Source organism: Pseudomonas sp. P4_C3 (assembly GCF_056402075.1).
In genome coordinates, this window is the sequence record NZ_JBFUIC010000002.1 from 1 (window position 1) to 14,325 (window position 14,325).

10 protein-coding genes are annotated in these 14,325 nt (G+C 60.1%); 5 read left to right on the plus strand and 5 right to left on the minus strand.

Features of this window, described 5'->3' with window-relative positions:
• Nucleotides 1-268: 268 nt before the first annotated feature.
• The 5 genes from AC1DVH_RS00480 to AC1DVH_RS00500 form a co-directional block, all read right to left on the minus strand.
• Nucleotides 269-1,573, minus strand: coding sequence for an MFS transporter (locus AC1DVH_RS00480; protein ID WP_477752207.1), 1,305 nt, complete (start codon nt 1,571-1,573; stop codon nt 269-271).
• A 179-nt stretch (nt 1,574-1,752) separates the two neighbouring features.
• Nucleotides 1,753-2,802 carry a DUF2955 domain-containing protein gene (locus AC1DVH_RS00485; RefSeq protein WP_477752208.1) on the minus strand — a complete coding sequence of 350 codons (1,050 nt, stop codon included), beginning with the start codon at nt 2,800-2,802 and terminating at the stop codon, nt 1,753-1,755.
• On the minus strand, nt 2,792-3,910 hold the full coding sequence (locus AC1DVH_RS00490) for an HlyD family secretion protein (RefSeq protein WP_477752209.1): 1,119 nt from the start codon (nt 3,908-3,910) through the stop codon (nt 2,792-2,794). The genes AC1DVH_RS00485 and AC1DVH_RS00490 overlap by 11 nt, the downstream gene beginning before the upstream one ends.
• A complete protein-coding gene (locus tag AC1DVH_RS00495; RefSeq protein ID WP_477752210.1) occupies nt 3,903-5,414 on the minus strand; it encodes an efflux transporter outer membrane subunit in 1,512 nt (503 codons plus the stop codon). Before AC1DVH_RS00495 ends, AC1DVH_RS00490 begins: the two co-directional genes overlap by 8 nt.
• Before the next feature lie 14 nt (nt 5,415-5,428).
• Nucleotides 5,429-6,586, minus strand: coding sequence for an AI-2E family transporter (locus tag AC1DVH_RS00500; protein WP_477752211.1), 1,158 nt, complete (start codon nt 6,584-6,586; stop codon nt 5,429-5,431).
• Nucleotides 6,587-7,165: 579 nt separating this feature from the next.
• Here AC1DVH_RS00500 and AC1DVH_RS00505 point away from each other — a divergent pair.
• The 5 genes from AC1DVH_RS00505 to AC1DVH_RS00525 all read left to right on the plus strand — a co-directional run bounded on the left by AC1DVH_RS00505 (nt 7,166) and on the right by AC1DVH_RS00525 (nt 14,325).
• On the plus strand, nt 7,166-8,068 hold the full coding sequence (locus AC1DVH_RS00505) for a LysR family transcriptional regulator (RefSeq protein ID WP_477752212.1): 903 nt from the start codon (nt 7,166-7,168) through the stop codon (nt 8,066-8,068).
• Nucleotides 8,069-8,194: 126 nt separating this feature from the next.
• Nucleotides 8,195-8,821, plus strand: coding sequence for a glutathione S-transferase family protein (locus AC1DVH_RS00510; RefSeq protein WP_477752213.1), 627 nt, complete (start codon nt 8,195-8,197; stop codon nt 8,819-8,821).
• 63 nt (nt 8,822-8,884) lie between these two features.
• Entirely contained in the window at nt 8,885-10,915 is a 2,031-nt protein-coding gene (locus AC1DVH_RS00515) for a pyridoxamine 5'-phosphate oxidase family protein (protein ID WP_477752214.1), read from the plus strand.
• 109 nt (nt 10,916-11,024) lie between these two features.
• Nucleotides 11,025-12,221 carry a DUF3142 domain-containing protein gene (locus tag AC1DVH_RS00520; RefSeq protein ID WP_477752215.1) on the plus strand — a complete coding sequence of 399 codons (1,197 nt, stop codon included), beginning with the start codon at nt 11,025-11,027 and terminating at the stop codon, nt 12,219-12,221.
• Nucleotides 12,208-14,325 (plus strand): hypothetical protein, encoded by a 2,118-nt coding sequence (locus AC1DVH_RS00525; protein WP_477752216.1) that lies wholly within the window; start codon nt 12,208-12,210, stop codon nt 14,323-14,325. The genes AC1DVH_RS00520 and AC1DVH_RS00525 overlap by 14 nt, the downstream gene beginning before the upstream one ends.

Sequence of the window (14,325 nt, forward strand, 5' to 3'; positions counted from 1 at the left end):
GTCGGTCACTGTGGAATAAGTTATCCACAGATGAAAGAAACCTGGTTTCAGACAATAGATTTTGACAACAGACAAAACATTCTGACGCCAAATAATAGATTTTGAAAAATGCCAAAAGCCCCTGATTTCAGGGGCTTTTTTTATTCCTCCACTGTATGTCCAATTTTGTCTGTGATCTTGCCAGGGAATTAGTCTGGTATTGGTACTCAGACTTATTCACAGCTCTGATATTTTCCTAGGACTTTTTGCTGCCGTACGTCGAGGCACGTCACTGCGTAAACGCTTTAGGGTATTTGACCCGATAGGCATCATTGAGCTGCGTATCCCGGGAACGCATGAAAGTCGTGAAATCGGGTACCAGAAAGACCAGCAAAGACAAGAGTAGAACCAATACGCCCAGCAGCGTGATTGTCAATTCGACTCCTGGATAAACGATCAGGGAGGGCATCGCGAAACTGCCCAAGGGGCTGGCCGCCGCAGACAGAAATGAAACTATGGCGAAAACCCTGTTGCGATGGAGCTTTGGCGTCGCCAACAACCTCACGGCAGAGGTGGGAATGTTGATTAACATCAAGCCGACGCCTCCGCAGAAAAAGGCTACGGGTATGAAGAACGACGATGAAACAGTCCCAACCACCACGAGGTTGCTTCCCAGTAGCGCAAAACCTGCGGACACGCACATGTCACGTGGTAACCGGGTGGATAACCATCCGATGATTCTGTAACTACCTGCCAAAATGCCCAGCCCGAAGCACGAATCCAGAAGACCGATGTAAGTGACTGGATACTGGATGACGTCCTTTACATACAGCGGGATCAGGATAGTGAAAAACGGAAACAGGGCGAAGTTGATCAGCATCGAAATAATCGCCAGGTAAAATTCGACTTTCACGCCATAAACCACTTTGAAGCCGGAATAGATCATTCTGAAGCCACTGGCACGTGGTGTTTTTTCGTATTCGTCAGCCGCACCGATGTAGTTCGGGATGGTTGCGATCAATGCGCCGGCGATGAGAATTGCAAAAAAATCGGTGGCAAGGGCGAATGTGATGCCGAACCCGTAAATCAACCCGCTGGCAAGTACCGGCCCCAGAAGAATAGATAAGGACGACATCACACTTTTGGTCCGAAGGGCCAAGGAGACTTTATCGTCGTCTGCAAACAAAGGAATGATCGACGCCTGGAGAGGGTCGCGAACGCCGACGATCGCACTGCTGAGCATCATCAGCACGCCAACCGCCCAAGGGTTGAAAGCCTCCGTGGCGGACAGCACCGCCATCAATAACGCTGTCAGCAGGCTGATCCATGAGGTCAGTTTGATGATCAGGATTTTGTTGTACTTGTCGCCCAGCCATCCCAGCAAGGGTTTGGCTAACACTTCCGCCGCGATCGAACAGGCAATCATGTTGGCGAAGTAGGTGGCAGAGACTGTTACCTGCAGGGCCCACCAGGCCACCGCCAGTTGATTGCACCGTCCACCCAGAGTGATCAGCAAAAAGCTGAATTGCAGTTTCAGCAGGCGCCGGTCGATATCGGGAAGACCCCAAGTAATACCTGAAAAATTTCCATTCATGAATGTATCTTTGATTCAGATAGGGGCGACTGCACAAGCAGGATGTTCAAGAATCTTTTATTTACGGATGCAGCCTTCACTGACCAGAGAGTTTTCTTACAGTAACTGGATGGGCCCGAGGAATGTGAGGGGGGCTTTTCTAACATATTCAAGACGCTTTCCTGGTTCGTACCGTGTGATCAACCGGGACCCTCTTCAGGTGTCGGCTTGGCGACATGGCGACGTTGCCGACGCGTATCCAACAAATGGACCATCACACAGGCGTACAAAGTCACCAGAATGAACAGGCCCATGCGGATGGCGAAAGCGGTGTAGACATCCTTGCCCGCGGCACTGTCCTGTACCGATTGGCCAAGCAGAATGATCAGGGTCGCCAGGCTGTTGAGCCAGAAACTCGGTGGTTGTCGGGTCCGGGCCAGGCCGTAGAGCTTTCTGGCCACCAGCAATCCGAACAGCAACATCCACAGAAAGAACATCCACAGGTTGACGAACAGGCTCAGCGCGCACCAGAAAAGAATCGCCATCAAGCCACCGAGCAGGGTAGAGCCGAGTAACTCCTGGCCGGCGGTGCGGGCGCTGGTCGCGCAGCTTTGTTGGCCGAGGCTGACGGCTTTCATGATGATCGGCAGGTAGCTGGCCGGGTCGATCATGGCCAGCAGGAAAGTCGGCAGCACCACCAGCGTGGCACGTAGCGCCAGCCAACCGCTTTCGGTGGGAGTAAGGCTCGGGCCGGGCTTGGCCGCGGGGGCGCTGGCGGGGTCGGGAAACAGCCAATGGCTGATGGTCAGCGTCGTGACGGCCAGGAACAGCCCCTTGACCAAGGCCACGATCACTTCTAGCGCCAGGGCGAATTCAGCGGTTCCGGCCGAACTGATCAAGGTCAGGCCCACCACCAGGAAAGTCGCCACCAGCGGGTTGCCGCCGCGCAGGCCATACCCGAAGGCCATGAACAGGCACAGTCCGACCAGCAGCACACCACTGAACGGGTAGTAACGCAGCAGGGGAATCAACAGCAGGCCGGTCCCGGTGGTCAACATCAGGATCAGGATCAGACCCAGGCTGGCCTTGAACGGTAACGGTCGGTTCATCGCTGCCAGCATCATCAGCGCCAGCATCGGCGCGAGGAACGGGATGGGCAGGGCCAGACCAAAGCTCGCCGCCAGGCACAGCGCCGTACCGAAGCCCAAACGCAGGGCGCGCTGGACCCGGGCCGGGCGCTCAATACGCATAGGACATCCAGCTCATCAGGCGCAGGAACAGGCGACCCAGTATATTCAGCGGGTTACCTTCACTCGGGAACGCCATGACTTCTGCTTGCCCACCGGAGCGGATGCCCTGCGGGCTGGTCAACTCACCAGGCTCGAACTCGATGATGACTGGAAAGCGCTGGGCAGGACGTAGCCAATCGCGGCTGTTCTCCACTTTCGGCAGGCTGCCCGGCTGGGTGGTCTGGCCGATATCGACGCCATAGCCGACGCTGCGCACATGACCTTTGAAAATCTCCCCCGGCAGGGCGTCGAGGACGATGGACACCGGCGTCCCGGGCTGGACGCTTCCCAGATTGTTTTCCGTCATGTCGGCGMTGATCCACACATCGTGGATGGCGATCAGGGTCATCACCGGCGCACCGGCAGCGGCAAACTGGCCGACATCGGTGCGCAAATCGGTGATCAGACCGGCCGAGCGCGCGTGGACCTTGGTATTGCTCAAGTCCAGCTCGGCTTTTTCACGGTTGCTGGCGGCGCTGAGCAACTGGGCGTTTTCGTCTTCGTTACCGCCCTGTTGTTCCCGTGCTCGTTGCACTTCGGCCTTGGCCGCGGCGACCTGGCTGATGGACTCTTCCAGGGTGGCACGGGATATCTCCAGGCGTCGTAGCGAGATGGTGCCCGGGTCTTCGCGGTACAGGCGTTCAAGCCGCTGGATGTCTTGGCGTGCCTTGAGCTCGTTGGCCTGGGACGCGCGCAGGGACGCTTGCTTGGAGTCGACGCCGGCGGTGTTGGCGCCCACCTGGCGACGGGTCGATTCAAGGTCGGCGCGGGCGCGATCGACGGCAATCTGGTACTGCTCTGGATTGACTTCAAACAGCAACTCGCCGGCCTTGACGTCCTGATTGTTGCGTACATGCACCTTGGTCACCCGGCCGGATACCTCAGCCGCCACCGGCACAACGAAGGCCTGTACCCGTGCCTGTTGCGTGTAGGGCGTGTAACGGTCGGCCATCAGGTACCAGACCAGGCTCAGGATGATCAGCAGCACCACCCAGTTGATCGCTTTTTTCGCAGGGTCGGCGGCAGGTGCCGGGGCTTTCTCGTCGACCGGTTGTTGGCTGTCAGTCATGGGCACTTTCCTTCGGTTCGTCGAGCAGATCGCCCCAGTCGGTCCGTTGTTGCATCTGTTTGCGGGTGGCCGGGTCGATCATCGGCTGGTCGCTGTACCAACCTCCGCCCAAAGCCTTGTAGAGGGCGATCAAGCTGTTGACCGCGGTGCCACGGTTGACCAGGTAGATATCCTGTTGGGCAAACAGGGCGCGCTGGGCATCCAGTACGCGCTGGAAATCCGAATAGCCTTCGCGGTATTGGGCATTGGCCAGGGTCACCGAACGTTCAGCGGCTACCGAGGCTTCGCTGAGGATCTGGTCGCGCTCCAGCGCTTTGATCAAGCCGGTAGCGGCATCGTCAGCCTCGCGCGCCGCCTGGCGCACGCTGTCCTGGTAGATAACGATCAGCTGCTGCAAGCGTGCATCCTGCACGCGGACGTTGTTGGTGATCCGGCCATGGTCGAAGATGTCCCAGCGCAGGCTGGGGCCGGCCACCATATCGAGGGTATTGGGCGCAGCGTTGAGCGAGCTGGCGGACCAGACGATGCTGCCCAGCAGACTGATGGAGGGGTACAGGTCGGTCTCGGCCACACCGATCAACGCCGACTGCGCCGCCACTTGCAGCTCGGCAGCGCGAACATCGGGGCGCCGCACCAGCAGGTTGGCAGGCACATCCTGCAAGACCGCGGTATCGAGCAGTGGCACCACTCCGGTGTTGCGATCCAGGTCAGGGATCGAGCCGGGTGGCTGGCCGATCAGGGTGGACAGCGCATTGCGCAAGCTCGCCACCTGGCTCTCGAAATCCGGGATGGTACTCAGGGTGCCCAGGTACTGGGTCTTGGCTTGTTGCAGGTCGAGTTCGGCTTCGGCCCCGCTGTTGAACAGGCGCTCGGTGATCTCGTAGCTGCGCTTTTGCAATTTGGCGTTACTGCGGGCGATTTGCAGGCGCGCCTCGGCGGTGCGCAAGGCGTAGTAGTTTTGCGCCAGTTGCGCGTGCAACAGCACCAAGGCATTTTCATAGTTGGCCTGGGCGGCAAACCAGGACGCGTCGGCCGACTCGATGGCACGGCTGAAACGCCCCCAGAAGTCCAGCTCCCAGCCGATATCGAAGCCGACGCTGTGTTGCCAGAAATGCGTGTCCTGGGGGTTGCTGCCGCCCGATTGCTTACGGTTCAGGTACAGGCTGTCGGCGCTGGCCTGTTGCAATTGCGGGTAGCGGCCGGCCAGAGCGATGCCCAATTGTGCGCGGGATTCCATGACCCGCAGGCCAGCGACCTGCAGGTCGGCGTTGTGGGCATCGGCTTCGGCCATCAAATGGTCCAGCACCGGGTCGTTGAAAACGMGCCACCATTGGCGGCTGTCAGGTTGTGCGTGTTGTTGGCCGGCGATCTCCAGGGCCGGGCTGTTCCAGTGGTCGACCCAGGGCTGGGCCGGCGACTGGAAATCCGGGCCCAGTTGCACACAGCCCCCCAGAACGACGGTGCCACAGAGCAGAAGCCGGCTGATGCGAGCAGGGCGTGGCATCAAGCGCAAACTCCTCAGACAGGACGCTGATCGTTCATTGCCTCTATCTTCGGTGTCTCGTTCAACGCCTCGATCTCGGGTGTCTCGTTCATTACCTCGGCAGACGGTTGGTCCTGGACCCATTGCCAGAACAGTTGGTAGCCCACCGCCAGCGCAACCGGTCCGATGAACAAACCGATGAAGCCGCCGCTCACCATGCCGCCCAGGGCGCCAATCAGAATTACCGGCATCGGCACATCGACGCCGCGACCCAACATCAATGGCTTGAGGACGTTATCGGCCATTCCGGCAATCAGGCTGTAGATGCCAAACACGATGGTGGCCAGGCTGGTCCCTTCGGTGGCGAAGACATAAGCGATCACCGGAAGGGTCACCAGCAGCACCGGCAATTGCATGATCCCCATCAACAGCGCCACCATGGCCAGCAGCCCGGCACCGGGGACGCCCATGAGCACGAAGCCCACGCCGACCAGCAACATCTGAATGAACGCGATACCCACCACGCCCTGGGCGACCGCGCGGATGGTTGCAGTGCAGAGTTCGGTAATGCGAGGGCCACGCTCTGGTCCGGAAAGACGCGAGGTGATGGCCAGGGCGCTTCTTTCGCCGTTTTCGCCATAGGCCATGAGCACGCCGGCAATGATCAGGGCGCCGATGAACAACAGAAAGCCCACGCCAACGTCGGCCATTTTGCCCAACAAGGTCAGCCCGACGGACTTGATATAGGGCATCACCTTCATCAGCACGCTGCTCATGTCGGTGGCGGCTTGCATCCAGTAGCCGTAGAGCGGCTTGCCAATGAGCGGCAGGGAAGCGATTTTTTCGCTGGGTAGCGGAATCTGCATCGTATCGGACTTGAGGATCGCCAGAGTGCCCTGGATCGATTCACTGATCGAGGTGCCCAGCAGGTAGATCGGCACCATCAGCAAGGCCAGGGAGACCACCACGATCAGGGTGGCGGCACGACCGTCCTTGTTGACCAGCTTGCGCTTGATGAGCGCATGCAGCGGATACAGGGTGATGGCCAGAATTAGCGCCCAGAGCATGAGGTTGAGGAACGGGTGGAAGATCTGAAAGCAGAACAGCACCAGCACGGTAATCAGCCCGGCGCGTATCAGTACATCGAGCAAACCACCGGACAGTGCTCTTGCGGAAATGTTTGTGCGCAACATTCTCGAACTCCTTGCGGTGTCACCAGGTTAGCCAGCTAGTTGAAGTTCACTCTTCCCTACTCAGTGACTCTTGGAAGCAAGATCGATGGACAGGCGTCCAAGCGTTAACAACTAACGCCTTATTTCACGTAGGGAAGATTTCAACGAGGTACCTACTAATACTCAATAGGTAACAGGGTGGCTTGTAGTATAGGAGCAGTCGTATATTCCGCCTGTTTATGCAGGCTGGAATTCTGCCGCTGTGGATATCGTCCGCTGACGAGCCCATGCCTGGAAACGGGTTGGGAGCCGAGCCAGTGGCTCTTTTTCCCTGTCAGGCATTAGCCGTTGCAGCGGGTGGGTCCGGATAATTGCGAACAGTCGCACCTGTCGCAAGAAAATAACCCTCATTAATTATCAATAATCCCCCGGCCTGCTCTTTGAGGTTTGTGCCACGCTTGGTTTTTACAGCGCAGGCGCTAGAGTGCAGTAGCCCATTGATTTACTTGATGGTCGGACGCCCAACTTTGTTATTGAGCACTTGCGTTTAACATCCCGGCCTTTTATTACGATTTATCTATCTGAAATAAGGACATGCCCATGGACCGTTTCCAGGAAATGCAGGTCTTCGCTGCCGTCGCCCAGGAACAGGGTTTTTCGGCGGCGGCGCGGCGTTTGGGGCTGTCGGCGGCCAGCGTCACCCGAGCGGTGGCGGCGCTGGAGCAGCGTATTGGCACGCAACTGCTCACACGTACCACGCGCAGCGTGTATTTGAGCGAGGCCGGTCAGCGATATCTGGAGGACTGTCGGAGAATTCTCGCCGAGGTGCAGGAAGCCGAGGATTCGGCAGCGGGCAGCCATATCCATCCTCGTGGGCAACTGACCATCACCGCTCCGGTTTTGTTCGGCGAGCTGTTTGTCACGCCGCTGATGGTGAGCTACCTGACGCAATTCCCCGAAGTCTGCATCAACGCGCTGCTGGTGGACCGGGTAGTGAGCGTGGTCGAGGAGGGCGTCGATGTGGCCATCCGCATCGGCGAACTTCCTGACAGCAATCAACATGCGATCCGCGTGGGTGAGGTGCGGCGGGTGATCTGCGCATCGCCACAGTTTCTGGCCAGCCATGGTCGGCCCAGGCATCCACAGGAACTGGCTCTGGCGCCGATTATCGCGACCTCTGCTATCGGCCAACTCAGGAGTTGGCCATTCATTGAAGACGGCGAAACCTTGAGTGTCCGGGCTGAACCACGACTGGTGGTGACAGCGAATCAGGCGGCCATCACGGCAGCCTGTCTGGGGTTGGGCTTCACGCGGGTACTGTCTTATCAAGTCGCGAGCAAGGTGGCTGCCGGAGAGCTGGAAATCATTCTGGCCGACTTCGAACTGCCGCCGTTGCCCATCCATGTGGTCTATCAGGGCGGACGCAAAGCGCCGGCCCGGGTGCGCAGTTTTGTTGATTTCGCGGTGAAGACCCTGCGCGAGCATCCGGCGCTCGCGCGTTGAGTTATTTCACCCACTGAAATAATGGATTGCGTTTGCTGGTGATTCTGTTGTTTTGGTTGTAGGTGGAAGATACGACCCATCGGCGCTGGTCTTCCTGAGCAGCACCACTGACCCGAGGTGTCGACCATGCAAGCGATCAAACTCTACAACTTCCCGCGTTCCGGCCATGCGCACCGTGTCGAGTTGATGCTGTCCCTGCTGAAATTGCCGACCGAACTGATCTTCGTTGACCTCGCCAAGGGCGAACACAAGCAACCGGCGTTCCTGGCGCTCAATGCATTCGGCCAAGTGCCGGTGATTGATGACCAGGGCGTGGTGTTGGCCGACTCCAACGCGATTCTGGTGTATCTGGCGCAAAAGTACGGCAACGGTCGCTGGCTGCCGGCTGATCCGGAGGGTGCGGCCAAGGTCCAGCGCTGGTTGTCGGTGGCTGCCGGCCCGATTGCCTTCGGTCCTGCCCGGGCAAGATTGATCACTGTGTTTGGCGCGCCTTACAACGCTGCAGAAGTGATTGCCTACGCCCATACCGTGCTCAAAGTGATCGATCACGAACTGGCCAATACGCTGTATCTGGCCGGCACTGAACCGACGATTGCCGACGTCGCCGCCTACAGCTACATCGCCCATGCGCCTGAGGGCAATGTGTCGCTGGACGAGTACGCCAACATTCGAGCCTGGCTGGCCCGCATCGAAGCCTTGCCGGGTTTTGTCGGCATGCCGCGCACCGTTGCCGGTCTGCAAAAAACCGCCTGATACTGGTGGCCCGGTATTGCCGGGCCGCCCCGTTCTGCGCCAATGGCGCACGGGAGAAACCGTATGGACCGTTCACCCTGGCATGCCGGCGAAAAACAATTGCAGGCGCACGTGGGCGTTGCCGAACGAATGGAGGTGTTCGGTCGTAAGGTGATTCGCAGCGAGATGCCGGACCAGCACCGCACGTTCTATCAGCAATTGCCGTTCATGCTGTACGGGGCGGTGGATGCCGACGGTCATCCCTGGGCCAGCATCCTTGAAGGTGAGCCTGGTTTCGCCTACTCGCCTGAACCTGGCTTGCTGCAATTTCGCGGCCTGCCTGCCGTTGACGATCCTGCGCAGATGAGCGACGGCTCGGCCATTGGCCTGTTGGGTATCGAGCTGCACACTCGCCGTCGCAACCGCATCAATGGCCATGTCCGCGCCATGACTGCGGGTGGATTCGCGGTGACGGTAGACCAGTCCTTCGGCAATTGCCCGCAGTACATTCAGTTGCGCCAGTTTCGCTCGGTGCCGCTGACCGATCCTTCGACGCGTGCCGCCCAGCATTTCAACGAACTGGATGACGCGGCCAAAGCCATGATCGCCGAGGCAGACACGTTCTTCGTTGCCAGTTATGTGGAGGTCGACGGTGAACGTTCGGTGGATGTGTCTCACCGTGGCGGGCAGAGCGGTTTCGTACGGGTGGAAGGCAATCGCCTGACCATTCCGGACTTCGCCGGCAACCTGCATTTCAACACCTTGGGCAACCTGCTGCTCAACCCCCGGGCCGGATTGCTGTTCATCGATTTCAATAGCGGTGATTTGCTGCAGCTCAGCGGACGCACTGAAATCATCCTGGAGGGCCCTCAGGTCGAGGCGTTCCAGGGAGCCGAGCGCCTGTGGACAATCGATGTCGAGCAGGTGGTACGTCGCCCCGCCGCTCTGGCGCTGCGCTGGCGTTTCGACGGTGTTTCACCCACCAGTTTGCTCACTGGCACCTGGGAGCAGGCCAAGGCGCGTTTGCAGGCCAAGGCCCTGGGCGATCAATGGCGGCCGTTGCGGGTGGCGCGGATTGAAGCGCAAAGCCACAGCATTCGCTCGATTTACCTGGAGCCCGCTGACGGAGCCGGGTTGCCACTGTTCCAGGCCGGGCAGCATTTGCCTCTGCGTTTCAATATCGACGGTGAAGTGCACATCCGCACGTACAGTTTATCGAGCGCGCCGTCCGATGATTTTTTCCGCATCAGCGTGAAGCGTGACGGGCGGGTGTCTACGCATTTGCACGAGCAGATTCGTGTTGGCGATGTATTGGAGGCGCGGGCGCCGCAAGGGCATTTCACCGTGGCACCCCATGAGCGTCGGCCATTGGTGTTGCTGGCGGCCGGGGTGGGCATCACGCCGCTGTTGTCGATGCTGCGGGAGGTGGTTTACCAGGGCTTGCGTACCCGCCGTATCCGCCCGACATGGTTTATCCAGAGTTCGCGTACGCTGGGTGACCAGCCGTTTCGCCGCGAACTGGATCGCTTGCTCGAAGACGCCGGTGACGCGGTGCGGGTGGTGCGTTTGCTCAGCCAACCGGAACCCGAGGCGATGCAAGGAGAGGACTTCGACCTCAGTGGACGGATCGATGTCGCGCTGCTCAAGGATCTGCTGACAGTCGAGGACTACGATCAGCTGGATTTTGTCGTCTGTGGTCCCGGGAGTTTTACCCAGGCGTTGTACGACGGCTTGCGCGAATTGAACATTCGCGATTCGCGGATTCACGCCGAAACCTTCGGCCCGTCCACCTTGCGCCGGCGACCGGACCCCGATGCGGTGGTCATCGAGCAACCGCCAGCCGCCACCACGTCGGTGCCCGTGGTGTTCCAGCGCTCGGCCAAGGAAGCGCGCTGGCAGCCAGAGGGCGGCAGCTTGCTGGAGTTGGCGGAAAGCCGTGGCCTGCGCCCGGAATTCAGTTGCCGAGGCGGCTCCTGTGGCACCTGCAAGACGCGCTTGATCAGCGGACAGGTACATTATCCACTGCCGCCCGCGGAGGTGCCGGATGACGGACAAGTGCTGATTTGCTGTGCGATTCCGGCGCAGGGGGCGCAGCCGTTGGTGCTCGATATCTAAAGATCATTGCAGGCCAACATTGCCCGCCGGTCGATGGCTGGGTAGGGTAGTGGGCAGAACGAAAAAGGGCCGCAGAAGCCCTTTCTGCATTTCAAGAACAGGCGTTTCAATGGTTTTTTCCACTCGCTCGATGGTCTTGCTGATGGCGCTGGCGCTCACCACCGGATGCGAAAGACAGGATGCACCGCCGCTGGATCAACAGCTTTACGTCTGGCAGCGGCAGTGGACGCCGGCCCACGACGCTGCCCTCAGGGACAGCCGCGCCGATTTTTCGACGTTGCGAGTGCTGGCCTTGCAGGCTTTCCCCAACGCGGGCTGGAGTCGGGCCCGAATTGACCCGGCACTGCTCAAGCGTGATGGCCGGCCGGTGATTGCGGTGGTTCGCCTGGATGGGCAGCTCAAGGCACTGGATCAGGAGGAAGTCACTGCGCAGATCCGCCAGGTGATCAGCGATTGGCAGGGACAGGGGTTGAACCTCACCGGCGTGGAAATCGACCACGATGCCGGTAATGCCCGGCTACCGGCGTACCGCGAGTTTCTCGTGCATTTGCGCGAAGCATTGCCGACTTCGCTGCCGCTGAGCATCACGGCGTTGCCGTCCTGGCTCGACAGTCGTGAACTGCCGGCGCTGTTATCCACAGTCGACAGCAGCGTGTTGCAGGTGCACGCGGTGAGCGATCCGCGTCGCGGCTTGTTTGATGCCGATCAGGCGCGGCAATGGGCGAAGGCCTGGAGCCGCATCACAACAAAACCTTTCTTTCTGGCGCTGCCGGCTTATGGCGTGGCGTTGCTGCCGTCGGTGGGCGGCGCACCTGTTGTGGAAAGTGAAGTGACGGTGGAGCGTGAAGGCCTGCGCCGTGAATTACTTGCCGATCCGCAGTCATTGCGCACCCTCGGCACCGAGTTGCGTGCCGATCCGCCGAAACATATGGTGGGCCTGATCTGGTTTCGCCTGCCATTGGCCAACGACCGTCGGGCCTGGAGCTTGATCACTTTGCGCGCCGTGGCGCGTGGTGACGCCCTCGACAGTCAATTGAAACTGCAGCTCTCGGCCGACAATGACCTCTATGACATCGGCATTAGCAACCAGGGCAATCTCGATCGCGCCTGGCCCGAACGTCTGACCCTGGCGGTCAGTGATTGTGAGGGGGCCGATGCCCTGGCCGGTTACGCGTTGCAACAGAGCCCGGATCTGCTTACCTTCACCCGCCTGCGCGACGGTCGAATACCGGCCGGCGGACAGCGTGCCATTGGTTGGGCTCGCTGCGCACACATTGATCAAGGAGGTTCGAATGTTCACCCGTAACTGGCCGCGTCATTTGCTTTGCCTGAGCCTCAGCCTGCCACTGGGTTCGGCGCTGGCCTGCGGCCCGGACTTCCCCATGCGCCTGCTGGATAACCGTGGCCAGTCGCTGGCGGAACTGCCGGAAGGCAACTTCAGCTTTGAAATCAGCCGCCTCGGCCACACCATCAACGGGTTGAAGAACGTCACCGCTGGCGCCAACTACGCGGATGAGACTGGCCCTGTTGCGCTGCGGGATCAGGCCGAGCAGGTGGGACTTTCCGCTGAGCAACAAGTGTTGGTGAAACACCTGCGCAGCCTGACCGATGCCCGTCAGGTTGAAACCCAAGGGGCGCAACTGCCGCCTGAGCTCAGGTTGTACCTGGCCGGCGCTGTGGCATTTGGCGCGGGGGATACGGCCTTGGCCGCCGGCTATTTCAAGAGAGTGCTGGCCCTGCCCGCAGAACAACGGGCTTCGCGCAGCACCTGGGCGGCTTACTCGTTGGGGCGCGCGTTGTTCGCCATGAGCGTCGAAGCCGATGCGGCCCCGGATTTGCTCGAACAATCGCGCAAGGCCTTTGAGCAAACCCGGCAACTGAGCATCGACGGCTTCAGCGATCCACTGGAACTGGGTGTCGCTAGCCTCGGCGAAGAAGCCCGGGTGGTGCGCACTGCCGGTGACTGGAACCGCGCCATCGAGCTGTACGCCACGCAAAATCTGCACGGTTCCGCGGTGGGCTACACCTCGTTGAAGCTGTTGATGGCGGACCTGATGACGCTGCCGGAGGATCAAGTGGCCGAGTTGCTCAAGGGGCAGCCCGTGCAGCAGTTGGTGACCGCGTCGCTGATCAGCCGGTTGGGTTGGTCGTTCGGCGATCAACCGGCCAACGAACAAAAAATGATCAAACTGCTGCAAAACAGCACCCGTGGCAGTCTCGAAAACGCCGACCGCCTGGCGGCGATGAATTATCAACAGGGCGATTACGCCAGCGCCAAGGCCTTCCTCGAACATGCCGGCGATGGCGGGTTGGCGTGGTGGCTGCGGGCAAAACTGGCGGTGCGCGAGGGCGATAAAATCGCGGCCGCCGCAGCCTACGCCAAAGCGGCCCAGGCCTTCCCGCAGAACGAATCCTGGGGCGAGCGACGGACCCCGGACTACGATTACGAAACACTTCAGCCCAAGTGCCGGGTCGAGGGTGAAAGTGCGATCCTGGCCCTGCAACGCGGGGATTACCTGCAAGCCTTCGATCAGCTGTATCGCAGCCAAAGCATTTACTGGTTCGATGCCGCCACCGTTGCCGAGCGTGTGTTGACCCTTGAAGAACTCAAGCACTACGTCGACACACAAGTGCCGGCCCCGCCGCCGCTTAGCCAGCAGGACCGCGACAACTACGTGCCCTTGCCGGTGGCGGCGAGCCTGCGCAATCTGCTGGGGCGGCGTTTGTTGCGCGAGGGGCATTACGAGCAAGCACCGGCGTACTTTGACAATGACGGCTTGCGGCACAAGGCGAGATTGTATGGCGAGCAACGTCTGGCGGCTGATTCAGCCTGGTGGCCGACCCGTCGCGCCGCTGCGCTGTTCAATGCGGCCTGGACGGCCCGCGAGTGGGGCATGGACATCCTGGGCTACGAAATGGCGCCGGATTACGCCACCTTCGGCGGTAACTTCACCCTGGCAAACGACGAGCTCAAGGTCGGTCCGTTGGTGGCCGAGGACGAAGTGAAGCGCCAGCAGGCCAGCGCTGCCCAGCCAGATCAGCGTTACCACTATCGCTTCGTGGCCACCGCGCTGGCAAGCAAGGCGGCGGATAACTTGCCTCATACCAGCCAGGCGTTTGCGGCGGTGCTGTGCGAGGCGTCTGGGTGGAACAGCAGCCTCGAGGAGCAAAGTGCGATTTATCAGCGTTATGTCAAAGAAGGGCCTTACGTGGAATGGGCCGCCGATTTCGGCCACCAGTGCCCGTACCCCGACTTCGAGAACGCCGACAAACGCTACGTGACCCAAGTCACCGACGCGGCGCGTTCGGCCTTGCGACCGTACAAGACGCCGTTACAGATCGGTAGCGTAGTGGCGTTCGCGGCAGCCGCGCTGTTGATGTTCAAGCGTCGCCGCCGCAAGGCGCAGTAA

Bases quoted from the DNA above. Each gene is read 5' to 3' on its own strand.
- AC1DVH_RS00480 (WP_477752207.1), bottom strand. From the start codon at position 1,573: ATGAATGGAAATTTTTCAGGTATTACTTGGGGTCTTCCCGATATCGAC.
- AC1DVH_RS00510 (WP_477752213.1), top strand. From the start codon at position 8,195: ATGCAAGCGATCAAACTCTACAACTTCCCGCGTTCCGGCCATGCGCAC.
- AC1DVH_RS00500 (WP_477752211.1), bottom strand. From the start codon at position 6,586: ATGTTGCGCACAAACATTTCCGCAAGAGCACTGTCCGGTGGTTTGCTC.
- AC1DVH_RS00520 (WP_477752215.1), top strand. From the start codon at position 11,025: ATGGTTTTTTCCACTCGCTCGATGGTCTTGCTGATGGCGCTGGCGCTC.
- AC1DVH_RS00485 (WP_477752208.1), bottom strand. From the start codon at position 2,802: ATGCGTATTGAGCGCCCGGCCCGGGTCCAGCGCGCCCTGCGTTTGGGC.
- AC1DVH_RS00515 (WP_477752214.1), top strand. From the start codon at position 8,885: ATGGACCGTTCACCCTGGCATGCCGGCGAAAAACAATTGCAGGCGCAC.
- AC1DVH_RS00525 (WP_477752216.1), top strand. From the start codon at position 12,208: ATGTTCACCCGTAACTGGCCGCGTCATTTGCTTTGCCTGAGCCTCAGC.
- AC1DVH_RS00505 (WP_477752212.1), top strand. From the start codon at position 7,166: ATGGACCGTTTCCAGGAAATGCAGGTCTTCGCTGCCGTCGCCCAGGAA.